Origin of the sequence: Paraperibacillus esterisolvens (assembly GCF_046237625.1) — a bacterium.
In the GTDB taxonomy this organism is placed as follows: domain Bacteria; phylum Bacillota; class Bacilli; order Bacillales; family DSM-1321; genus Paraperibacillus; species Paraperibacillus esterisolvens.
Window position 1 is genome coordinate 3,561,972 of sequence record NZ_CP143545.1, and the last position, 24,914, is coordinate 3,586,885.

Below are 24,914 nucleotides of genomic sequence, written 5' to 3' on the forward strand. Positions count from 1 at the left end.
AATTTCCAGCAAGAAAATCTTACCCTTATTACAACATGAAGAAACCATCCTGACCAGCAGGATGGTGCTGCTTGTTTTCTTTTCACCGGCGTGCAAATCCCTGACCGTATAAATTGAAGCCCTATCCGGGATACGGGCTTTGTCCCTGTTTACCGCCTTCTCCCTACATGGTTCCTAATCCCAGAGCTGTTTGGTGGAGGAATCGGGCTGCAGCGGACAGGACCTTATTGGCTGGTGCCGGGTGACATGTGTTTTTAACTTCTGGCAATACGGTCTGTTTCTGCCAGCCCATTTGATGCCGGAACAGCTTTGACGGCTGCGTATGTCCCAAGACCTGATACTGCAAAATAAACTAGACACAGCAGCTGAAGAATGACCCATGCAGTTGAAAGACCGGGAATCGAGTCCCACATTTCCGTCATGGAAAGAAGGGCCGGTATTGTCAGCGTGACCCATGATTGAACAAACGCAACACGGCCGGTATAAGCGCTGATATCCCTCTTCCATACATTGAGGACATAGAACAACCCCCAGAGAACAGCCCACATAATCCAAGTTAGGGCGCCTATGGCATCATCGAAATGCAGCACCGAAGCGGCACTGTAAATTAAGCAGATGATCGCAGTCCACAATGAGAAGTAGCCCAGTCCGCTTGAATCCAGTCCTTTAATAATAGTGAAGCCAAAATAAAGGTATGTCAGGCCGAATAAAAAGACAGCGGCATGCTGAAAAATGACCCAGCTGCTCCCATCAGAGATGACAATTAAATAAAAGGGAATAATCACCTGAAGTGTACCCACAAACAGATTGAACACTCCAGCACTTTTATCATTCGCCTTTCCCATCAGTACCAGTGCATTCAAAAACAGGGCTGCCCCCGATAAAAATAATCCTACTTGTCCCATTGTCTTCAGGAAGCGCTTGATCCGCTCCCCTCCTCCTCTCTAGTTCAAAAAATCAATAAAGCCTGCTTTACACAGCAGGCATATCCTTGTATTTATCCCATAAAAAAAGCAAGAGGCTTTTCCTGTTTCACTCACCGGGAAAGCCTCATCCTGCTTTAATTATAAGATTAAGCTCACGATAATCGCAGATAGTACACTCACAAGAGTGGCACCGTAGAGCAGTTTAAGTCCAAAACGGGCAACCACATTTCCCTGTTTCTCATGAAGTCCTTTTACTGCCCCTGCAACAATTCCGATGGAAGAGAAGTTAGCGAACGATACAAGGAACACAGAGACGATGCCGAGAGTTCTCTGACTAAAGTCTCCGGCCATTTTAGAAAGGTCCATCATGGCAACGAACTCATTGGTAACGAGCTTTGTAGCCATGATTCCGCCGGCAGCGACTGATTCAGACACCGGTACACCCATGATGATGGCAAATGGTGCGAAGGCATAGCCGGTTATTTCCTGGAATGATATACCGAAGATCATATCGAAGATACTGTTGATGGCAGCCATCAGTGCAACAAATCCGAGAAGCATCGCACCGACAATGATGGCGACTTTGAAACCGTCCATGATATATTCTCCAAGCATTTCAAAGAAAGATTGTTTCTCTTCAGCCACTTCAAGGATATCCTCAGAATCTTCCACCGTATATGGATTGATAATGGAAGCAATGATAAATCCGCCGAACAAGTTAATCACAATGGCCGTAACCACGTATTTTGGTTCAATCATTGTCATATAAGCGCCGACGATACTCATGGAAACCGTAGACATGGCAGATGCACACAATGTGTAAAGCCGGTTAGCCGGAAGCTGCCCAAGCTGTTTTTTCACTGTGATGAACACTTCAGACTGTCCTACAATCGCTGATGCCACAGCATTATAGGACTCAAGCTTGCCCATGCCATTGATCTTTGAAAGACCAAAGCCAATCCATTTCATGATGAATTGAAGAATGCCAAAATGCTGGAAGATCCCGATCAGTACTGAGATGAATACGATTGGAAGCAGCACGTTCAGGAAAAACGGCCCTTGTCCTTCGTTGGCGATGCCGCCGAAGACAAATTGAATACCTTCCCCTGCGTAACTGAGCAGCTTTTCAAATCCATTTGCTATTCCGCTGATAATAATGAAGCCAAACTTTGTATTTAATAGCAGTGCAGATAAAAGAATCTGGATGATAACCATGATGACGATAGGTTTATATTTAATTTGCTTCCGGTTGTTACTGGCCGCGAATGCAAGGCCGAATACAACTAGCAAGCCCAGAATTGCAATTAGATATTTCATGCTGCTGTCCCCCTGATGATATTATCTCTTATTTATGCAGATCTTTGGCCGAGAAGTATCCCGGCAGTAATTCACTGATTGTTGTAACGGTGTGCTGTCCCTTCAGATTGGCCAAAATGACGGCTGTATCTTCGCTGAAGAATTCTGCAAGGACCTGACGGCAAGCGCCGCATGGTGATATCGGGCCTTCTGTATCCCCGACCACCGCAATCGCTTTAAATTCCTTTTTCCCCTCTGATACCGCTTTAAATATAGCTGTTCTTTCAGCACAGTTCGTAAGGCCGTAGGAAGCGTTTTCAATATTGCACCCATGAACGATGGTGCCATCGCCTGTTAACAGAGCTGCCCCCACCTGAAAGTTAGAGTATTTAACATATGCCTGCTTACTGGCCTTTACAGCCTCATCAATGAGCTTTTGGATATCCATTGTTTTTCCTCCCCAGGAGCAGGCAGCCATTTTCAGGCTGGTCATACAGCCAGCCTGCAGGCTGCTGCCTGAATTAATAATCTGAGCCGCTCTGCTCTCCTTTGGCAATTGAAACGCCGGAGCTTGCACCGATCCGGGTTGCACCCGCTTCTACCATCTTTTTGGCATCTTCAGGTCCCCGCACTCCTCCGGAAGCCTTGACGCCGATATCAGGTCCTACTGTTTTTCTCATTAAGGAGATGTCTTCTACGGTTGCTCCGCCTGTTGAAAAGCCTGTGGACGTTTTTACGAAATCTGCTCCGGCTGAAACAGCAAGTTCACATGCCTTCACTTTTTCTTCATCTGTAAGCAGCGCTGTTTCGATGATCACTTTCACCAAAGCACGGCCTTCTGCAGCGTCAACTACAGCTTTGATATCTGCTTCGACAGTTTCGTACTGCTTAGCCTTCAATGCACCGATATTAATGACCATGTCAACTTCGTCTGCACCATGCTTGATTGCAGTGTCAGTCTCGAAAGCCTTTACTTCAGATGCAGAGGCTCCCAGAGGGAAACCAATAACTGTACATACTTTAACTTCAGGTGCATCCTTCAAAAGTTCAGCAGCCTTTTTTACCCAGACAGGGTTTACACAGACAGAAGCGAATGAATATTCTTTAGCTTCTTCCGCAAGAACGGTAATTTGGTCTTCAGTTGCATTTGCTTTCAATAATGTGTGATCTATTAATCTAGTAATCGCTTGAGTCATTAATAATCTTCCTCTCACAATGCATACTTGGATTCCAGGGATGAAAGGCTCTGTAATCTTTTTCAAAAAACGCTTTCATCTCTTTGCAACACTAACTATATATCACTTCTGAACAATTGTAAATATAATGTTGAACAAATGTTTATTTTACCAAAAAAGAACTTTGCCCGGGGCAAAGTTCCCTCCCTGTTACATATCTAAAAGAAACTGCGCTGTCATCTGATCGGTAATCAGCACATTGGCGTACCCGCCCCGGAGAGCCCCGTAGATTCCATTAATTTTATGTTCTCCGCCGGCAACCAGAATGGAGTATTCCTTTCTTTTCAGCTCCTGAAGCTCGATGCCGAGAGTCCGTTCATCCAGGCTCTCATTGCAGACTTCCCCGTCTTTATTGTAAAACCGGGAACAGATATCGCCGGCGGCATGTTCATAAATCATCTTCAAATCATCTTCTGAAAAATAATCCAGCCGGAACAGCAGGGAATCCGGCTTAATAGGACCTGTCGTAAATACGGCAATATTGGCCGACCTGCCCAAATCAAGAATCTTTTTAATATGCCGGTCCGCCTCCATGGCCCTTTTGACGACCACATGATCCACAATGGCCGGAAGCGGCAGATGCATGGGAGGTGTGTTGTAAGCCTTTCCAAATAAGTATAAAACTTCCGAAGCATACGTACTGGTTTCCGAATGGCTGACGCCGCCCTTAAGCTGTACAACCTTCACATCCCTGACAAACTTTTGTTTCAGCTCAAGACCTATATGGTAGAGCGTCGTTCCCCAGGTGACTCCAATAACATCTCCATCCTTGACAATTTCGCCCAGAAAACCTGCGGCGGCTTCTCCAAGGTAATTTTTAATCACATGATTTTCGTATTGAGGTACAGATGTGACGACCGCTTTTTTTAGATTGAATTTTTGTTCGAGCGCACTTTCCATTTTCTCGCAATCCAGCATCGAGTCGACAATCCGGATCTGCACGATTCCTTTCTCTTTTGCCGACTGCAGCAATCGGGACACCGTCGGTCTAGAGACTCCCAGCTTTTTGGCTATCTCACTTTGATTGTAATCCAGCAGATAATAAAGCTTGGCCGCTTCGATCACTTTTGACAATTTTTCATTCTCCATCGTCTCACCACATTTCCACCCAGTCTATTATCTATATTTTAGCAGAGAAACGGAAATTATTGAACGTTTTTTCTATCGTACATGTTTCACTGTTCATATTTTCTGCTTAAAAAAATGGATTGAGCAGGGTGTCAATTCAGCCAAAAATAAGAGGGGTCCCCCGCCTTCCGCGAAGACTCGTCTCACTGCCTTTTAATATTTCGAAATGGATACATAAGCTGCATGCTCAATCAGGCTTTTGACGAACACGTCCAGCCTGGCGAATCCGGGCCCTCTCCCTCCCCATAGACATGAAGACTATGTTGAACTTTCTCTCCTGAAGCGCCTTCATCCACTTCGATTCCTGACTTTTTAACCTTTTTAATCATTACTCTCCTTTCAATCTGCTGATTGAAAGGTTAAATCTTAAAAATAAAGAAGTTATAAATATTTTAAAAAAGCCTGCTCCACGGAGGAAACAGACTCATTATTTTAAAGATAAAGATAGCGCAGCACAGCAGGAAGCCTCTTGCTCCAAGCCAGTTCATTATGAACAGCGCCTTCTATGATATCAAACCTGCAGTCCTTGACCTTATCTTTTATCAGCGCATAGACGGATTCACTCGATTTAATATATGTCTCCTCTGATATCTCACCAGAACGCTCCTCTGTACCCACATCCATATAAAACTTTTCAATAGGATGAAGATCGCATTTCTGAATCAAGGACTCTATTTCCTTTTGATTGAACCAATAGGCTGAGGAGAAGGACGCGGCCCTTTTGAACACTTGCGGATAGATGCATGCTGCATAGGTGGAAATCAATCCGCCCATGGAGCTTCCTGCAATACTGCTGTTCTCCTTGATGGTCCTGTATGACTGATCGATGACGGGCTTCAATTCGTGGACCACATATTCGGCAAGCATCTTCCCCTCACCGCCGCAGACTTCTTCAGAGGCACCCAGATCCTTTGCAATCTCCCGGTTTTCCCAAGGACCATATTCATTCAGGCGGACGGTACCGTCTGGATGGCTGTCCAGCGCTGCGACAATCATTTCAATACCTTCCGCTTCCAGTGCCTCACCCATCTTCCAGGACATTCCGAACCGGGCATCTTCGTCCTTAAAAACATTCTGCCCGTCAAACATGTATAAAACCGGATAGCGCCTGTCATTCTTGTGGTAGCCTGGCGGCAGATAAACCCTGAGGTTTCGTCTGCGCCCCAGGGGGGTTATTGTAAGTTCCATTATCTCCAAAATCATCATCCTTTCAAAAAAATCTGCAGGTGGCCGTCCTTCCTGCCTCAGCCCTGGTTTTTTCCCATCACAGCAGTGCCGTGCGCTTCCATCATAATAGGATTTTATTCCAATAATTGAGTGTCTTGAACCCAAACTTCCCACACCTTTCAATAAGCTCTTGAACGATCCCGCAAACTAACAGAATACGTATTTTTGCCTATTCGGAAAATTCTGATAACATAAGTCTATCATAGGTCATTTCCTATGAGGACAAAACGCATTCAAAAATCATCTTATTAACTGTCTTCTCATCGTTAGGGTTCCTAGACCGGATTGTTGAATATAATGGCAATTATCACAAGGGTTTTGAACTGAAACATAGCTTTTATTAAAATGGCCTGTTAATCATGCCTGAAAATTCCCTCTTAATCAGCGGTAATTAAAAAAAACACCAATCTAAAGCCGCAGACATTGTCTCCAGCTAAAAGAATTGGTGTTTTCTGATCGTTTAAATTCACACTTACATTAACTGAACAAGTTTTATTCAGGTTATATAAATTAAGGAATCATCCAGGATAGTAACCCGTTTTGCAAAAATGTCATAACTCCGATTAAAATGACCAGGATGATACTGTGCTTGATGGTAAAGCGCAGCAGGTCGGATTCCTTTCCAGCTATACCTACCGCAGCACAGGCTACTGCAATGGATTGAGGTGAAATCATCTTACCGGTAACCCCTCCCGATGAGTTTGCCGCCAATGCCAGCACCGGATCCATGCCTATCGAAGTAGCTGTAACCTTCTGCATATTTCCGAACAGCAGGTTAGATGATGTATCAGAACCTGTAATGAACACACCGAGCCAGCCTAGGATTGGGGAGAAGAAAGGGAATAAAAATCCTGTCTTGGCCAATGTCATCCCCATGGAAGTGCTCATTCCAGAAGAATTGGTTACATACGCATATGCGACAACCGAGGCAATCGTGATGATCGGATATTTCAGTTCATTCAGTGTTTCACCAAATGCCGCGACCCAATTCTTCCATGAGATTTTTACAATAAACTTAGAAATGATAGCCGCAATCAGGACCGCTGTCCCAGCAGCACCCAATAATTCCAGCTTGTAAAAGGCCGGTACAGGAACTCCTGCTGCATTAATGACCTTGTTATTCAAAAAAGGAACATTTGGAACAAATGATAATGCATGACCAATCGAATTAATCGCTGATAATAGTGGGTTAGTTCCTTCATAATGCCCTGTCAAAGCAAGCTTGACTGCCGGAATACCCCAAATCGAAATGACGCCCGTCAACACCAGGAAAGGGGACCAGGCTTTAAAAATTTGTCCTCCAGTATAGACTGGCTTACTCTCCGGCTCTTCTTCTGCAAGAGCAGCCGCAATTTCTGATTCAGCAGAAAAACGGAAGATTGTTTTAGGTTTCCAAAATTTAAGGAAAATACCTAAAGCGAGCAGTGACACCAGTGCTGACAAAATATCAGGAAGTTCCGGCCCTAGATAGTTGGAGCTAAGAAATTGTGTTACGGCAAACGAAATGCCGGTAACTAAGATCGCGGGCATGACCTCCATTGCTTTTTTGAAGCCTCCCATAATAACAATCAGATAAAATGGAATGACTACAGATAGAAACGGCAGTTGGCGGCCAACCATTTTTGAAATCTCCAGGGCAGAAATCCCAGTTGGTCCCTCTAGTGCGAGGATTGGTGCCCCGATCGCACCAAATGCCACAGGAGCTGTATTTGCAATTAAGCACAAGCCTGCCGCATACAAAGGGTTGAAACCGAGTCCGACTAACAGAGCAGCAGAAATTGCCACAGGTGCACCAAAACCGGCAGCACCTTCAAGGAACGCTCCAAAAGAAAATGCAACCAAAAGAGCCTGCAGACGGCGGTCCTCCGTCAGTGCAACAACCGAATTACGTATAATATCAAATTGACCTGTCTTTACCGTAAGTTTATAAAGGAAAACCGAACTTATAATGATCCAGCCAATTGGTATGACTCCATAGACAGCCCCATGTGTCGCAGACATTACAGCCATTTGCGCAGGCATTCCAAATGCAGCAACCGCAAGCACCAAAGTAATTAATAGCGTAGTGAGTCCAGCAATATATCCTTTCATCCGCTTAATTGCTAATGCCCAGAAAAAATAAAGAATTGGAATTACTGCCACCAGCGCGGAAAGAACCAGATTATCCCCTACCGCGGTAAAATTCTGTGTAAACGTCATAATTTATCCCCCAATAAAGTCAAATAAACATCCCAGTATTAAAAAGTAACCGCTTTCATATTTTGCGTTTTTTATTGCTGAAAATATTTCCTGCTTCTGTGATTACTATCTGGATGCTTGAGCCTTCTCTTGGTTGCCAATTTGTCTATATCTTACAGGACCGAATGAAATGCTGCTCCTAATCAGGAGGACGTGAAAACAACTGACGCTATCAATCTTGCTGAAAAGACTCTAATTAATTGTGAATAAAACAATTCCTCCTTTCTGTTTCTTATTATGAAACGATGTTTCTATATGTTTGCGACAAAGCAACATTGTTATATAACTATAATGGCAATTGTTATATAACAATCAATAACTGTTTTAATTATACAAATTCTCCTTATAATTTCAATAATTTTTAGAAAATTGAATAAATTATTTCTCTGAAAAAAATTTGCCTCATATATCTTTTTTCAAAGAATAGGCAAATTTCCTTCGTATGTTTTCAGCTGATCCTGCTTTCGAAACCAAGTCTCTTAGAGATTTCCTTTCCTATGTGTAACATTTGTGCTTGAAGCTGGAGCATTCTCTGATCGGCCATACGGAGCGTTGGGCCAGAAATGCTAACAGCTGCTATAACCTTGCCCAAATGATCGAATATAGGAACTGCAATGCAAGTAATTCCATATTCATTTTCTTCAAGGTCCAATGCATAGCCCCTTTTTTTGACTTCGATTAGTTCCTGAAGAAAACGATCTTTATTCGTAATCGTCTTGTCAGTATGCATGGGCATTCCCTTGCGATCGAGAATATCAATTACTACATTCGAGGGTAAATATGCGAGTATGGCTTTCCCTACTGAAGTGCAATGCATAGGAGCTCTTTTTCCCACTTTAGAATGCATTCGCAGTGTTTCATTTCCTTCCAGCTTTTCAATATAAACCACCTCGCCCTGGTCGTACACGACAAGATGGATTACTTCATTTGTAAGATTTTCAAGCTCCTGCAGGTAAGGCCTTGCTTCTGCCCGGAGATCAATCGATTCGAGCAATTTAGAGCTGATCTCAAGGAATTTATATCCCAGCTTGTACCGTCCTGTTTCACTATCCTGCTCAATGTACCCATACTGGACAAGTGTTGAAAGGATTCGATAAACAGAGCTTTTATTGATATCTATTTGATTGGCAATTTCTGTTACACCCAGGCCGCCCTTTTTCAAGCTGACTAGGGTAATTATATCTAATGCCCGGCTAACAGACTTTACCATATTCTCCCGTTCCATAAAGTTCACCTCTGTGCTACTATAATATTTTTAATTATAGCATATCAATTATACCGGGCATTTGACTGTTTTTTTAATAAGTTTTGGCCGCTTCCTTAACAGTAACAAAGGTGTTGCGGAGATTCCCAATCTCCTTAATCTCGCATTCTATCACATCACCTGTCCCAACCAATTCTGCGCCAACAGGACTGCCCGTTAAAATAACATCTCCAGGTTTAAGTGTCATCACTTTTGTCAGATAGGATACCATTCTCCGAATAGGAATAATCATAAGTTCGGTCGCACTGTTTTGTTTCTCAGCACCATTCAGTCTCGCTTCTACCTTTACTTTAAATGGGTCAAGTTCTGTTTCAATGAAAGGACCTAATGGAGTAAACGTATCAAACGATTTTCCAATTGTCCAATGGCCATCCTGGTGGAAAAACTGTGGCGCTGTGACATCATTTCCAACTGTGTATCCAAAAACGTAATCCAGAACGTCGGCTTCAGGCACATCTTTTGCCTCTTTCCCAATAACAATCGCTAATTCAGATTCAAACTTTACTTGGCCGATCCCTTCTGGAATGACAATTTCTTCTTCAGGTCCAACAACTGAGGAAGTTGGCTTAAAGAAGAATACTGGTATTTCCGGCAGCTGTTCAGGGATATCTTCCACTTTAGATACATAGTTCGCACCTATTCCAATGATTTGATTTGGTTCCAGCGGTGCAAGCAGCTTTACTTCTTTTTCGGAAAATGTCTGACCTGTATAGTCCCATTTACCAAATATATCCCCTGTAATTTCTCTTATTGTTCCTTCTTCGAAAATGCCTGTATGATTGGAAGAGTTAACTGTAAATCTTGTGAATTTCATAATATTTTTTCTCCTCTCAGACTTCTAATTCTGTTTTTTTCCTTGCGGCACCCGATTGTATGGCTGCCTCTGCTACAGCTTTTGCGACTTCATTTGCAACTCGTTCGTCGAAAGCATTAGGGATAACATAGTCAGGCGTGAGTTCTTCAGGTTTAATCAAATTGGCAATGGCGTAAACCGCCGCCACCTTCATTTCTTCATTGATTTCAGAGGCGGATACCTGAAGTGCCCCCTTAAATATCCCAGGAAACGCAAGCACATTATTTACCTGATTGGGCAAATCCGAACGTCCTGTACCAACAACAGCTGCCCCTGCTTCCCTCGCACTATCAGGCATAATTTCGGGAACAGGGTTTGCCATTGCAAAGATTATGCTGTCTTTGTTCATGGACTGTACCATTTCAACGGTAAGGGCATCAGCAACTGATACACCAACAAAGACATCTGCAGCTTTTATTACGTCCTCTAATAATCCGTCCGCCTTGTTTTTATTAGTGACTTCAGCTATCGCTTCCTTCATGGAATTCATTCCATTTTCGCGTCCCTTGTAGATCGCACCTTTTGTATCACACATAATGATATCCTGCACACCCATGCTGAGCAGCAGCTTTGTTATGGCGGTACCTGCAGCACCGGCACCATTAACAACCACTTGAATTTGATCAATTTGTTTCTTCACTACTTTTAATGCGTTAATTAAACGCAGTTCCATGCTGATCATCGTGAAAGACAGGAATGTTCATTTCCTTTTTTAACCTTTCCTCAATGATGAAGCAATTCGGGGCTGAAATGTCTTCTAAATTGATTCCTCCAAAAGTTGGTTCCAGGGCTTTGACAATGGAAATAATTTCTTCCGCATCCTGTGTATTTAAACAAATTGGAAAAGCATCTATATCCGCGAATGCTTTAAACAGTGCAGACTTCCCTTCCATTACAGGCATCGATGCGGCTGCACCGATATTCCCCAGCCCTAACACAGCCGATCCATCTGACACGACTCCCACAAGATTTCCTTTAAGGGTGTAATCATAAACCTTCTCGGGATTCTGAAAAATCTCTTTACAGGGTTCGGCTACTCCCGGAGAATATGCCAAACTCAAATCTAATTCATTTTCGACTGGAACTTTAACATTTACATTGATTTTTCCTTGGAACCTTTTATGAAGGTCCAACGATTTCTCCCGAAGGTTTTTCACAGTTTCAGCTCCTCCAATCCATTCATATCATTCTATTTAATGACAGTCAGCTGCTGAAACTGAGGTCTTCGGATTTGTGTATTCTCTCCAGTCCAACTGAAATAGGTTCTTCTATATAAATCAGCTTGTATAACGGGACATTCTAAAAAAATAGAATGCCCCTGAAAAATGCTTATTGTTTTACAGCAAACTTTGCTTTTGCTTCAATACGGCGGCGGTGCAAGATAGGCTCAGTATAGCCGCTAGGCTGACTATAGCCTTCAAACACTAAGTCGCAGGCTGCCTGGAATGCGACTGACTCGTCAAAATTCGCGGACATTGGGCGGTATGCAGGGTCTGCAGCATTTTGTTCATCTACTACTTTGGCCATGCGCTGAAGCGTTTCAAGTACCTGCTCCTTTGTTATAATTCCATGGTGCAGCCAGTTTGCCATATGCTGGCTCGAGATTCTAAGTGTAGCACGGTCTTCCATGAGGCCAACATCGCTAATATCAGGTACCTTTGAACATCCAACACCCTGTTCAACCCAGCGGACTACATAACCCAGCATGGTTTGAGCATTGTTATCGATTTCTTCCTGGATTTCCTTGGCGCTCCATTCCGGGTTTTTCGCCACTGGATATTGTAATAAATCATCTGTCAGGTCGTTAGATTGACTGATTATTTCTTTTTGGACCTGTTTAACATCCACCTCATGATAGTGAAGAGCATGCAGCGTAGCGGCAGTAGGCGACGGAACCCATGCTGTGGTTGCTCCAGTTTTAACATGAGCAATCTTTTGTTTTAGCATATCTTCCATTAAATCAGGCATTGCCCACATGCCTTTTCCAATTTGGGCCCGCCCCTGAAATCCGCTTGCAAGGCCTGTAATAACATTTGATTGTTCATAAGCCTGCAGCCAGGTGGACCCTTTCATATCGTTTTTGCGGATCATTGGCCCTGCTTCCATAGACGTATGGATTTCGTCACCAGTACGATCCAGGAATCCAGTATTGATGAACACGACCCTTTCCTTTACCTGGCTGATACAAGCCTTCAGGTTTAAGGATGTGCGGCGCTCTTCATCCATTACCCCTATTTTTAGAGTATTTCTTTTTAGTCCCAGTAAATCTTCCACTCGATTAAACAGCTCGTTCGCAAACGCAACCTCTTTTGATCCATGCATTTTTGGTTTAACAATATATATCGAGCCTTCAGACGTGTTTTGGTATGGCCCGTTACCTAAAAGAGTATGTTTTCCAATAAGGCTGGTGAGCACAGCATCCAAAATACCTTCCTGGATCTCCTCATTATTTTGATCCAGAATCGCATTATTGGACATCAGGTGCCCTACATTACGTACGAATAAAACAGAGCGCCCTGACAGAGTAAACTGTTCTCCAGCTGTAGATGAATAAGTGCGGTCAGGATTTAGTTTCCTGGTGATTGTCTTATTTCCTTTTCTAAAGGCTGCCGATAAGTTCCCTTTCATTAATCCCAGCCAGTTTCGATAAACCAGCACCTTATCCTCGGCGTCCACCGCAGTGACTGAATCTTCACAGTCCATGATCGTTGTCACGGCTGATTCAAGAAGGACGTCCTTTACGCCTGCTTTGTCCGTTTTTCCAATTGGAGACTTTCGGTCGATCTGGATTTCAAAATGAAGTCCGTTATTGTTAAATAGAACCGCACTCGGTTCGTTCGGCTGCCCTTGATAGCCCCTTAATTTTGATTCATCTTCAAGACCTGTCACACTTCCATTGCTGAGTTCAATATTCAATGTGCCAGCTTCAATAGTATATTTCGCCGCTTCTTTATGGGAGCCTTCTTTTAATGGAATCGTCCGATCAAGGAAGTCTCTGGCAAACTCAATAACCTTTGCCCCCCGGACTGGATTGTAGCCTCCTTCGCGATGCGCTCCTTCTTCTTCACTAATTGCATCAGTGCCGTAAAGGGCATCGTACAGGCTTCCCCATCGGGCGTTGGCTGCATTGATTGCATATCGGGCATTATTAACCGGGACAACCAATTGCGGGCCAGCCTGAGTAGCAATTTCAGCATCCACACCTTCTGTGGTGATTTTAAAATCTTCTACCTGAGGCTCAAGATATCCGATTTCCTTTAAAAATGTCTTATATTTGTCAAAGTTAAAGCTTTCATTGTTTTCACGATACCAGGCATTTATCTGGTTCTGAAGCTCTTCGCGATGTTCCAATAGCTCCTTATTGATCGGTGTCAGATCATTGATCAGTTTTTCAAAGCCTGACCAGAATTGTTCACGGTCCACTTCACTTCCCGGCAAAGCTTCTGAATTGATAAATTCATATAATTCTGAAGCAACTTGAAGATTACCAGCTTTTACATATACAGTCATAGTAGTTTCCTCCTTGAAAATAAGTGTCTTGTGTAGATTCAGCTAGATAAAACTATCAATCTGGTGAAAATGGGTTGAACGTTCTTTAAATTTGAAAAAGATCTTAGGTGTGTGTTCGTCTTTTGTATGCCATGATGACTGTTTGTTATTACACAACACTGTTCCAACAATTGTTTAAAAAAATGATAGCATTTTCTTAGAAGTTATTTCAACAATTTTCATAAAATTTCATCTACTTTTAAATGTGCAGGGGAAGGAACAGAAAGGAAAGAGAATCACTAGCCAACGCTGCCCGGTCCGTCCAATATTCTTATGATATGGCCGCTTCCTTTTCTTTTAAATCCCTTTTAATCTCTACACAGCGGCCCGGCATTGGGAAAAGTTTTCCGGCATTTAACAGGTTATGCGGATTGAACACTTCACGTATATTAGTCTGGGCGATAATTTCTTCATCAGTGAAGACGAAGCGCATTTCCTCCCTTTTCTCAATTCCGACTCCGTGCTCACCTGTTATCGTCCCTCCTACATCTGCGCATGCCCGGAGGCAGGCACTCCCTGCAGCCAGGGCCTTTTCACTTTCTCCAGGAATCCTGGCATCAAAAAGGACAAGAGGGTGTAAGTTGCCATCACCGGCATGGAATATATTAGCTATCCTTAAGCCATATTCTTGGCTGATCTGGTTTATTTTGTTCAGAACCTCAGGCAGCCTGCTTCGCGGAATCACGCCATCCTGCACTAAATAGTCCGGTGAAATAGCTCCCATCGCACCAAATCCTGTTTTACGGTTTGCCCACCATCTCCCGCGTTCCTGCTCGTCCTGGGCAACCTTTACTTCCCGAACATTTCTGCAGTTGCATACATCCAATATTTGATTGATCTGTTCATCGATACCGGCTAAGATCCCATCCACCTCTATTAGAAGGACCGCCTCAATATCACGTGGATGCCCAACGGGGAACGCAGCAGCCTCCACTCCCTCAATAGCTGTTTTGTCCATCATCTCAAGGGCCGCTGGCACAATTCCTGCAGATATAATATCAGAGACTGCCTGGCTCCCGTCTTCTACCTTATCAAAGTAGGCTAGAACAGTTTGTTTCGCTTCCGGATTCTTCAGGATACGTACAGTGATTTTCGTTACGATTCCCAATGTACCTTCTGAGCCCGTCAGCAGTCCCAGCAAATCGTATCCAGGCGCATCAGGAATGCCATTGGCACCAATTTCAATGACTTCCCCATTTGGCAGCACCACCTCAAGCCCAAGAATATGATTGGTGGTTACACCATATTTAAGGCAGTGGGCCCCGCCGGCATTTTCGGCTACATTGCCGCCTATTGTACAGCAATACTGGCTTGAAGGATCGGGAGCATAGTAATAGCCTTTATCAGAAATCGAGTTTGTAAGTTTAAGATTGACAAATCCCGGCTGAACAACAGCACGCCTATTTTCCAAGTCGACGCTTAGAAGCTTTTTCATTCTGACGAGACTTATGATCACTTCCTGATTCAGCGGGATTGCACCTCCGCTCAAGCCAGTTCCTGCTCCACGGGCAAGGAACGGCAGGTGATGGTCAGAGCAGTATTTAACGAGTGCTGCCACTTCCTCTGTATTGTTTGGAAACACTACGGCTTTTGGCAAATGCCTGTGAAGCGTAAAACCATCGCTGTCATAAGCCAGCAAATCCTCCTTGTGATACAGAATCGAATCCGCTCCTCCTGCAATTTCCGCCAGCCTCTTTATATGAGGATCATTCGTTTTGATTTTTTTAGATGCCATTAATGTCCCTCCTTGAGAGAATCCTCTTTTTGATAAGCCCAATCCAGGAGCTGAATGGTATGAACGACTTTTTGATTTCTGCCATACTTCTTTACCCCCATTGCCATCTGCAGCATACAGCCCGGATTACCCATCGAAATCATTTCAACATCATCTGGAACATTCTCCATTTTACTTTCTAGAACAGCTCCGGACATTTCCGGATTCGTAATGTTATAGATTCCTGCACTGCCACAGCAGCGGTCGGCATTTGGCATATGAACCATTTCAACGCCTGGTATGCTAATAAGGAGATCTCGCGGTTCCTGGCGTACTCCCTGCCCATGCGCGAGGTGGCAGGCATCATGATATGTGATCCGTGTGTTCAATTCTGCCTTCGGTATTTCATATCCTGTATCGTAGATATATTTAGAGATATCCTCAACCTTGGCAGAAAATTCTTCAGCCCTGTCATGCCATTCTGGCTCTTCGCGGAATAACTCAGCATATTCCTTCAGCATACAGCCGCAGCCGGCAGCATTCACTATAATTTTCTCGGCATTTTCAAACGCCTCGATATTCTGTTTTGCAAGCTTTCTTCCTGTTTCACGGTCACCAGCATGTACATGGAGGGCGCCGCAGCAGGTTTGGTTTTGAGGGATCACGACATCATTTCCATTCCGTGTTAAAACATTGATGGTGGATTGATTGATGTCACTGAACATGACGTCCATTACACAGCCTGTTAAGAATGCCACTTCTGCCTTTGCTTCCCCTTGTGCTTTAATGACCTTTTCCTTCTTATATTTCTTGCGTACAGGCTCTTGAATCTCGGGCATTATCGCTTCCATTTCAACTAAATGCTGAGGCATGATATTCATCAGTCCTGTTTTGCGGGCTGCCTTTTGCAATCCGCTCTTTTGATAGAACTTTAATAACCCTCCCAGTGCATTTAACCTATTTGGATGGGGAAACAGCCCTTCAAGAAATATTTTACTAACTGCGCCTTTCACTCCTGTTAAGGGCATCGCCTGGCGAATTTGTCCACGTGCCTCTTCAATTAAGCCGCCGACATCGACATTAGCTGGACAGGCAGTGGTACAGGCACGGCAATCCAGGCAGGCAAAGACTGGATCCATGAATTGCTCATTCACTTGAAGCTTACCTTCTGCTACAGATTTGATAATATGGACACGCCCGCGGGGAGAATGCTGTTCCTGGCCGGTCAGTTCATAAGTCGGGCAAGATTCCAAGCACATGCCGCAGTGTACGCAATCCGCCCATTTGTTTTCATCAGGTGCATCTTTCCATAAATAGTTACTTAAGCCATTATTCGTACATGCCGGGTCTTGTTTTATATCAATTTCTCTTACACTCACTTTTAAATCCCCCCTACGAATCTTTTATTGTTAAGCACCCTGTTCGGATCGATTTTTGTTTTTATACCTTCCAGCAGGAAGAAATGCGGCGGTTTTTCACCCCATACATCCAGCTTTTGCCTTAGTGAAAAAGAGAGATGCTTTAAAATGGCATACCCGCCCAAAGATTCAGCAAATTTTCTAATCTGCTTTATTGCCTGTAAGAGGTCTTCCTCACGCCCCTGCAGGTTTATCTGACAAATTCCATGACCCAGCCCGCCGTGCGCTTCTACTGTTAAAGTATTTGATTCATGCAGTATGCGGCTTTCTTGAATGACCTTCAGAACATCAAGGTTAACGACACCTATTTTCAAAGCTGCTTGTAGTTGATCACCCTCAGAAGAGGCCGCCCCATTTGGAGCAATTCTGTAAAATCTATCCCAAAAGGCTGTCGCTTCTTCATGCCGAAGCACCTCAACGCTTGAGTTAATCGGAAGAAAGCTTTTCACATACTCCTCCTGATAATAAACTGAGCTCTCAACATCCTCAAAAGCAATTGCCAGGGTATACACATTTTGACCTGTTAACCTTTGTGATAAAGCAGGATTTAAAAGTTCAAGAGAAATGGGTTCCATCACCGAATCCAAAAGCTTAATCGCAAATGACCGGATTTCATCAAGGCTTTCAATGGGGAATGCCAATAATACCAGACTTTCGTACTTTGGAAGCGGCCTAAGCTTTAGAGTCACTTCCGATAATATTCCAAGTGTTCCCATGGAGCCTATAAACAGTTTGTTCATATCATATCCAGCCACGTTTTTTACTACCTTGCCCCCTGCCCTGATTTTGCTGCCATCCGGGTAAACCAAGCGGAGCCCAATGACCACGTCTCTTGAAGAGCCGTAACCCATCCTTTTAGGGCCGCTTTCATTAGATGCGACAATTCCGCCGATTGTTGAGTATTCCGGCCATACAGGGTCAAGCGAAATCCGCTGATTATGTAATGCCAGATAGTCTTGTATTACTTTATATGTAGTACCTGCTTTAACAGTTAGAGTCATATCGCCTGCAGTATGCTCAACAATGCCTGTATAGTTCGATAATGAAAGCAGGATATCAGCCGATTCAGTAAGACCGCCAAACCCACGCTTGGTTCCTCCGCCGGCCACCGTTATTTTTTTCCCATTATCGTTTGCATATTTTAAAATATTTACTATTTCATCTTCCGTTTCTGGATAGACAGCTATATGTCCGCCATTTCCAAGCGGGTGGCCTGTATTTTCACCCTCTATTATTCTTTCTTCGGGTAAAATAGACTTAAGGTCTGCAAGAAGATCTGCTGTAATCAAAATAACGCCCCCTTTTGTTTGGTAATAACAAACGTCGTTTCCTATCTGATTTAAAAAAATACTTGGCAAATGGCGTATGTTATTGATTTTTTTGTTTTTTCTCCGTTAGACTCTTAAAGAATGCGCTTACATTTATTAAAACAGCCTGGTTTAAATTTTTCAACAAGTAAATTGAATTTTAAGATAATTTTAATTAATTCCCCATTATTTCCATCTAATTTCCTATTAATATCCCTTCATCATTCGAATATAGACCAGTCCACGGCCCTGCTCACAAAAGTATTATCATCGATTACCTAATGGAACCAGATCTCTATGCGTCTTCCTTATAATAAGCTTCATCGCTAGGAATCCGCTTAGAAGGCTGAGCCTGCAAATATATTGGAAAGGAAGTTGGAGAGAGAGCTGAATGTCTTATGTCATTTCTACTACAAAACAAATTACAAATGACTGAAAGAAAAGTTCAAAGAGAAATGGAGGCAAATCGCCTCTGATCTCCCCCCTCTTTCAAATGGTTTTCTTCTCTACCCCTGATGATTCCGAAACTTGCAAATTCAGAGGCAGGCTGATGACCCGCCACCAGCCTGGCCTGACAAGGATTTACCACTCATTAGTCAGCACAATTTTACCAACGGCCTCCCCGGACTCGAGGAACTCATGGGCTTTAGCTGCTTCATCAAATGTGAAACGTCTTGTTTCAATAAGCGGACGAAGCTTTCCTTCATCAACGATACGGGCAATCTGCTGCAGGATTTCGCCATGTTGCTTTCGCTCATTCTCATTAACGATCCGGAGCAGCATAAACACTACGTGTAAAGAGAGCCCTTTTGCATGCAATGGAGAAAGATCATGTGTCGACCTGGCTGCAATGGCCACGACTGTGCCATGCATCGCGGCTGCTTCAAATGAACGATTTAGATTATCACCACCGACTGTATCAAAAACAGTGTCAAAACCTTTTCCAGCCGTATATTTTTGAACATAATCCTGGACAGGTTCCTCACGATAGTTAATACCTTTATCTGCACCCAGGCGTTTAGCGATATCCAATTTTTCCTGGGTCGATGCAGTCGTGTAAACTTTTGCCCCTGCCCATTTTGCCAGCTGGATGGCGATATGCCCGACTCCTCCGGCTGCACCGTGAATAAGCACTTTCTGTCCCTCTTTAAGCTGTGCCCGGTCAAATAATGCTTCCCACGCAGTTATTGCAACCAACGGAAGTGCAGCAGCTTCCTCCATGGTCAAATTTTTTGGTTTGTGTGCAAGCAGCCTGGCATCCGCTAGCATGAATTCTGCAAGCGCTCCACCCGTCCCTCTAAATCCTCCCGCACAGCCAAATACTTCATCCCCAGGATTAAACCCAGTTACACCATCGCCGACAGCGGCCACAACACCCGAAACATCGCCATGCAATACTGCCGGGAAATCCGGAGAAACCGCAGGCACAGCTCCACTGCGGACTTTTGTATCTACTGGATTGACGCTGGTGGCGCGGACTTCAATAAGTACATGTCCTGGCAGCACCTCCGGCTTTGAAACCTCTTTTAATTCAAATACGGAAGGCCCGCCAAATGATTCTATTATTTGTGCTTTCATTTCCAACACTCCTTACCTTGAACTTTATAGTTTCTATATAACTAGGGTTTCGATTCCTGCATAGGCTTTTCATTTAAGCGCCTGTAAATTTAAATCTTTAATTCTTCACAGCCTCCAGCAGCAGATCTACTAAATGAACCCCCCTCATTTTTGCGGAAAGTGCTTCACGCTCGATACCAAGCTTCATTTGAAGCAGGCAGCCCGGGTTGGCTGTAACAATTGTGGATGCCCGTGTGGCCTTGGCATGCACCATCTTGGAATCAAGCAATCTCATCGACATTTCAGATTCAATGATATTATAAATCCCAGCTGACCCGCAGCAGCGATCGGCCTGCAGCATTTCCTTAAATTCTACTCCCTTGATGGATTGAATGAGCAGTCTTGGAGCGGAAGCTGTTTTCATTACATTCCTAAGATGGCACGAATCCTGGTAGGTAATCACCTGCGGCGGCAGCTCCAAGCTGACCTTCTCATGGAAGCCTGTTGCAATCAAGACTTCCGCAACATCCTTAATTTTTCCTTTAAAAGCAGCCGCGCGTTCATTCCATAGCGGATCATCCTTCAGCAGATAATCATAATCAACCAGGAACGCACCGCAGCCCCCAGCATTTGTAATGATAAAATCCACGTCCAAATCTTCAAATGCCTGTATATTCTTTTTCGCGAGCTCCTTGGCACTTTCCTTTTCGCCGCTATGTCCATGAAGAGCTCCACAGCAGGACTGCCCCTTCGGGATAACGACTTCGCAGCCTGAAAGCTGCAGCAGTTTCATTGTGGCATTATTGGTTTCTAAGAACACCGTATCCATCAAGCAGCCGCTGAAGAAAGCAACCCTGCCCGTTTGTTTTCCAACGGATGGCAAATATTCCGGACGGTTTTTCATTTCCTTCATCTTAGGGACCGCTGGAAGCACTTTTTCCATCGCAGCAAGGTTATCCGGTAACAGCTTTAAGATGCCGGTGTTTCTTGCCACCTTCTGTAAACCGGAGCGCTGATAAAATCCAATCATGCCCGTAAGGCTCTGGATTCGATTCTGATGCGGGAATAACCCATTAAATACAGCCTTTCTTGCCACTTTTACCGGCAATGAGTGTTTTTTGTTCTGGTTGACAATGTCCCTTGCTTCTTCGAGCAGATGTCCATACTTCACACCTGACGGACAGACAGGTTCACATGCCCGGCAGCCCAGGCACAGGTCAAGTGACCTCTCAAAATCTTCATCCGGTTCGATCAGGCCGTCTACCACTGCTTTCATTAAGGCAATCCTTCCCCGCGGTGAGTGTGATTCCTGAAAACCCGATTCAATATATGTCGGGCACGAAGGCAGGCAGAAGCCACATCTCATACAATTCAGCAATTCTTCCTGATCCATTCGCTCATAAAATTCCTTTTGTATTTTCTGCTGTTGTACTTTTGTTGTCATTGTCCTATCTTCACCCGCTTCCTGCTGTCATCCATAAAAACTTTTCCCGGATTCATAATATTGTTTGGATCCAATGCGTTCTTTACAGACTGCATCGCGGCGATTCCTGCTGTTCCAACCTTCAGCTCAAGATAAGGAGCTTTCATAACGCCTACTCCGTGTTCACCTGTAATGGTGCCGCCGAGTTCAATGGCCTTTTCGAAAATTTCGGCAAATGCCTTTTCCACACGTTCCATCTCTTCATGATTGCGTGCATCGGTCGGGCATGTTGGATGGAGATTCCCATCCCCCGCATGGCCAAATGTACAGATATCCAAATTATATTTAACGGCAATTTCATTAATTGCTTTGACCATTTTTGCGATTTCTGACCTTGGTACAGTCGCATCCTCAAGAATAGTCGTAGGCTTCAAACGTGCAAGGGCCGACAAGGCTGTCCTCCGGGCTGTCCGCAAGGCCTCCGCTTCTGCTTCTGATTGGGCGACTTGAACGGATACCGCCATTTCCTGCGTGCAAATATCAGAAATTTTCTTGATATCCCGTTCCACCACTTCCGGAGGTCCATCCTGTTCAATTAATAGTACCGCCTGTACATCGGTCGGCAGTCCAATCCGGGCATAGTCTTCCACGACCTTCAATGTCGGCTGATCAAGAAATTCTAATGTAGCCGGTATGATTTTGTTTGCAATGATTTTGGAAACAGATCTTGCGGCGGCTTCCATATCCTGATATAGAGCAAGCATCGTCTTCTTTGCCTCTGGAATAGGGATTAGCTTTAGTGTAGCCTCCGTAATGATGCCAAGTGTACCTTCTGATCCGACATATAAGCGTGTAAAGTCATAACCCGCCACATCCTTGGCAAGTTTTCCGCCTGTACGGATGATTTCCCCGTTAGGAAGTACAATTTCCAATCCCATGACATAATCCCTTGTGACACCATATTTTAAGCCGCGAAGTCCTCCTGAATTCTCGTTAATGTTCCCGCCGATTGTCGAAATTTTCATGGAACCCGGATCCGGCGGATAGAAAAGGCCCTTTTCTTCAACAGCGGTTATTACATCAAACGTGATCACTCCAGGCTGTACGGTCGCTGTTAAATTTTCTTCATCGATTTCAAGGATTTTATTCATGTACTTAAACAGCATGACAATCCCGCCTTCAAGCGGGCAGGTGCCGCCGCACAGGTTGGTGCCTGACCCGCGTGGTACGATTGGAATGTGGTACTCATTGCAGATACTGACAATTTCCGATACCTCAGCCGTGTTTCTTGGGCTGACAACAGCATCCGGAAGCGCCTGGTAATTTGGCGTGGAATCATATGAATAAACCAGACGCCCTGTTTTAGAATCATCATAGTTTTCCTTAGTTACAACGGCAATTATTTTTTCTTTAACTGAAGCAGCTAGCAATACTCCTCCCCCATTTCGGTTTCATTTTTTTAAATAATCAGCATCCATTTATGCCTTTTGTGGCAGCCTCAATGACTCTCTTAAACTTGCAAAGATTAAGGGATCATCCAAGAAAGCACTGTGTTTTGCAGCAATATAATGATTCCGGTCAATGTGACAAGGATCTACAGCTGAAGAGTTCACAGCAACAGCAAGTACTGGGTTCATGCCTATTGACTCTGCTCTTATCTTTTGCAAGTTTCCGGATAACAGGTTGGCAGAGGTGAGCCGGTTATGAATACCAGAGCCAACCCAGAAAGGGCGCAAAAACGGGAACATTAACGATCTGGTTTTTGAAAGAGCCATCCCGAGCATAGTGGTCATCCCGGTTGCATTGATGACATATGCAAAGCCTTAACGTTTTTCCACAATATTCCTACAATGTACTCAGTAATAAGCGCTGCAATTAAACACGCTGTTCCTGCAGCCCCTAAGATTTCGAGCTCGTAAACGGCAGCGGCTGCCTCACCCGCACTATTGTTTACCTTTATTATTTAAATTGTGGACTTCCGACGCGAATGTTAACCTATGCCCTGCAGAATTAACCGCTGTTAATATGGCACATTGCTGCCTTCATAGTGCCCTGTCAATGCAAGTTTTATAGCTGGAACACCCAAAGGGAGATCGTCCATGTGAGGACCAGGAAAGGAGACCAAGCCCTTGAAGACTTGTCCGTTTGTATAATAGTGATCTGTGCTGAGATCAGCATCGAAGGCAACAGAGGCAGCCAATTGCCGCTCCCCCGGAAAGCAGAAAATGGTTTTTGGCTTTCAGCATTTAAGGAAAATAGCCACAGCAAACAATGAAACAAGTGCTGAAAGAATATCAGGCAGTTCCTGTCGAGGAAGTGTTGGAAACGGCGGCCGATCATTTTTGATTTTTCCATCAGTGGGATACCCATGGCCCCAAAGCAATTGGAGCAGTGTTGGCGATGAGACACAGGCCTGCAAATCAAGGACTGAAACCTAAACCTGCCAAAAGGGCTGCTGAAATTGCCACCGGAGCTCCAAATCCTGCAGCACCTTCAAGAAAAGCCCAGGAAGAAAACGTTAACAATTATGCGTGTATGTGACGGTCTTCTGTAATGGCTAATAGCGAATTTCGGATAATGTCAAACTGGCCGTTCTTCACGGTAAGTTTATACAAGAAAACAGAAGCTGAGTAATCGCTTTCATAGGTAAGGTCATCTGATGACTGGGTGATTATCCATGTGTTTAAAAAGATTATAAAATTCATTTTCTAAATTTTCAACCAATTTGTTATCTGAAAAAATCTAATTTTATTTTTCTCCTCTCTTGGAATATTATTGGTAACTTTTTCTCCTGCTTACCAAAACGGTGTATAATAGCACTTGTATATTAACCATCAAAGTTCGTCTGGGGGCTTTATATTGGAATATAAGAAAATCAAGCAAAAAAAAATATATGAGCAGGTTGCTGAAGCCATTCAAGAAATGATACAGACAGGAAAGATAAAACCAGGTGAGAAACTTGATTCCGTGCAGCAGCTCGCTGACCACTTCCATGTGGGGAGATCAGCTATAAGAGAGGCATTGACATCCTTAAAGGCAATGGGACTCATTGAAATCAGGCAAGGTGAAGGAACATATATCAAACAATTCGAAACAGACCAAATCGCCTACCCTGTATCTGCTGCCATTTTAATGAATAAAGAAGACATTTCCCACCTGCTTGAAGTTAGAAAAATCATTGAGGTCGGGACAGCCTATTCAGCCGCCCTAAAAAGGTCTGACTCTGATCTGCGGGCAATGGAAAATGCATTGCATGAAATGAAGCAGTCAAGCGGTAATGAAGAACTCAGTGAGCAAGCAGATGTAAAGTTTCATTTGGCAATAGCGGAAGGCTCTCAAAATCCTCTCTTAATCAGCCTGATGAACCATGTGTCTGGAATGATGGCTGAAACCATAAAAGATACAAGGCGCCTGTGGCTTTTTTCTGCACAGGCAACAACCGTAAGACTTTATGAAGAACATCTCGCTATCTATCATGCGATAAAAGAACGGAATCCCGAAAAGGCACGTACAATCATGAATCAGCACATTGAAAATGTAGAAATTGTTCTTCACAAAAGTATCTTCCAATCTTAATCTGGGAACTAACTGCTGTGCACCGCCTCTTTATCCAGCATAAAGAGGTATTTTTAGTTTGGCAGAATGCAAACCCTTTCATAAATAAATAGATTTGTAGTAAAATAATTTGGAATATTCTTATTTTTAATTCCAGTCATCAGATGACCTGTTCTATAGAATGGCTGTGGATAGTTATTAAATAACCATTCGCACCTTAAAAA

At 43.9% G+C, this 24,914-nt stretch carries 17 protein-coding genes and 2 pseudogenes; 1 reads left to right on the forward strand and 18 read right to left on the reverse strand.

All coding sequences use genetic code 11. The features are described from left to right. Window positions 1-254 precede the first annotated feature (254 nt). From V1501_RS18040 to V1501_RS18125, 18 genes and pseudogenes are all read right to left on the reverse strand, one after another. Complete coding sequence (locus tag V1501_RS18040) at window positions 255-905, reverse strand: AmiS/UreI family transporter (RefSeq protein ID WP_409290260.1); 651 nt, start codon at window positions 903-905, stop codon at window positions 255-257. A 159-nt stretch (window positions 906-1,064) separates the two neighbouring features. Continuing rightward, window positions 1,065-2,243 (reverse strand): NupC/NupG family nucleoside CNT transporter, encoded by a 1,179-nt coding sequence (locus V1501_RS18045; RefSeq protein WP_409290261.1) that lies wholly within the window; start codon window positions 2,241-2,243, stop codon window positions 1,065-1,067. Window positions 2,244-2,271: 28 nt separating this feature from the next. Further along, a complete protein-coding gene (locus tag V1501_RS18050; protein ID WP_409290262.1) occupies window positions 2,272-2,670 on the reverse strand; it encodes a cytidine deaminase in 399 nt (132 codons plus the stop codon). Between the two features lie 73 nt (window positions 2,671-2,743). Beyond that, window positions 2,744-3,418: a deoxyribose-phosphate aldolase gene (gene deoC, locus V1501_RS18055; protein ID WP_409290263.1), complete on the reverse strand. Its 675-nt coding sequence runs from the start codon at window positions 3,416-3,418 to the stop codon at window positions 2,744-2,746. A 189-nt stretch (window positions 3,419-3,607) separates the two neighbouring features. Continuing rightward, window positions 3,608-4,546 carry a sugar-binding transcriptional regulator gene (locus tag V1501_RS18060; protein ID WP_409290264.1) on the reverse strand — a complete coding sequence of 313 codons (939 nt, stop codon included), beginning with the start codon at window positions 4,544-4,546 and terminating at the stop codon, window positions 3,608-3,610. Between the two features lie 471 nt (window positions 4,547-5,017). Further along, complete coding sequence (locus V1501_RS18065; protein ID WP_409293449.1) at window positions 5,018-5,788, reverse strand: alpha/beta hydrolase; 771 nt, start codon at window positions 5,786-5,788, stop codon at window positions 5,018-5,020. 534 nt (window positions 5,789-6,322) lie between these two features. Next, entirely contained in the window at window positions 6,323-8,011 is a 1,689-nt protein-coding gene (locus V1501_RS18070; protein ID WP_409290265.1) for an L-lactate permease, read from the reverse strand. 487 nt (window positions 8,012-8,498) lie between these two features. After that, window positions 8,499-9,275, reverse strand: coding sequence for an IclR family transcriptional regulator (locus V1501_RS18075; RefSeq protein ID WP_409290266.1), 777 nt, complete (start codon window positions 9,273-9,275; stop codon window positions 8,499-8,501). A gap of 73 nt (window positions 9,276-9,348) precedes the next feature. Next, complete coding sequence (locus V1501_RS18080) at window positions 9,349-10,128, reverse strand: fumarylacetoacetate hydrolase family protein (RefSeq protein ID WP_409290267.1); 780 nt, start codon at window positions 10,126-10,128, stop codon at window positions 9,349-9,351. A gap of 16 nt (window positions 10,129-10,144) precedes the next feature. Continuing rightward, window positions 10,145-11,324 (reverse strand): annotated as a pseudogene (locus V1501_RS18085) (NAD(P)-dependent malic enzyme). Window positions 11,325-11,496: 172 nt separating this feature from the next. Next, a complete protein-coding gene (locus V1501_RS18090) occupies window positions 11,497-13,677 on the reverse strand; it encodes a malate synthase G (RefSeq protein ID WP_409290268.1) in 2,181 nt (726 codons plus the stop codon). 310 nt (window positions 13,678-13,987) lie between these two features. Beyond that, complete coding sequence (locus tag V1501_RS18095; protein ID WP_409290269.1) at window positions 13,988-15,451, reverse strand: FAD-linked oxidase C-terminal domain-containing protein; 1,464 nt, start codon at window positions 15,449-15,451, stop codon at window positions 13,988-13,990. Next, window positions 15,451-16,809, reverse strand: a complete 1,359-nt coding sequence (locus tag V1501_RS18100) for a (Fe-S)-binding protein (RefSeq protein ID WP_409290270.1) — start codon at window positions 16,807-16,809, stop codon at window positions 15,451-15,453. Before V1501_RS18100 ends, V1501_RS18095 begins: the two co-directional genes overlap by 1 nt. A 2-nt stretch (window positions 16,810-16,811) precedes the next feature. Beyond that, on the reverse strand, window positions 16,812-18,137 hold the full coding sequence (locus V1501_RS18105; protein WP_409290271.1) for an FAD-binding oxidoreductase: 1,326 nt from the start codon (window positions 18,135-18,137) through the stop codon (window positions 16,812-16,814). A 600-nt stretch (window positions 18,138-18,737) separates the two neighbouring features. Further along, window positions 18,738-19,733: a zinc-dependent alcohol dehydrogenase family protein gene (locus V1501_RS18110; RefSeq protein WP_409290272.1), complete on the reverse strand. Its 996-nt coding sequence runs from the start codon at window positions 19,731-19,733 to the stop codon at window positions 18,738-18,740. A gap of 97 nt (window positions 19,734-19,830) precedes the next feature. Further along, window positions 19,831-21,156, reverse strand: a complete 1,326-nt coding sequence (locus tag V1501_RS18115; protein ID WP_409290273.1) for a (Fe-S)-binding protein — start codon at window positions 21,154-21,156, stop codon at window positions 19,831-19,833. Then, a complete protein-coding gene (glcD, locus tag V1501_RS18120; protein WP_409290274.1) occupies window positions 21,153-22,565 on the reverse strand; it encodes a glycolate oxidase subunit GlcD in 1,413 nt (470 codons plus the stop codon). Before glcD ends, V1501_RS18115 begins: the two co-directional genes overlap by 4 nt. Before the next feature lie 95 nt (window positions 22,566-22,660). Beyond that, window positions 22,661-23,759, reverse strand: a pseudogene (locus tag V1501_RS18125) (L-lactate permease); the annotation flags it as partial. 235 nt (window positions 23,760-23,994) lie between these two features. On the opposite strand from V1501_RS18125, the gene V1501_RS18130 reads away from it, so the two are divergent. Then, entirely contained in the window at window positions 23,995-24,711 is a 717-nt protein-coding gene (locus tag V1501_RS18130; RefSeq protein WP_409290275.1) for a FadR/GntR family transcriptional regulator, read from the forward strand. Window positions 24,712-24,914 lie beyond the last annotated feature (203 nt).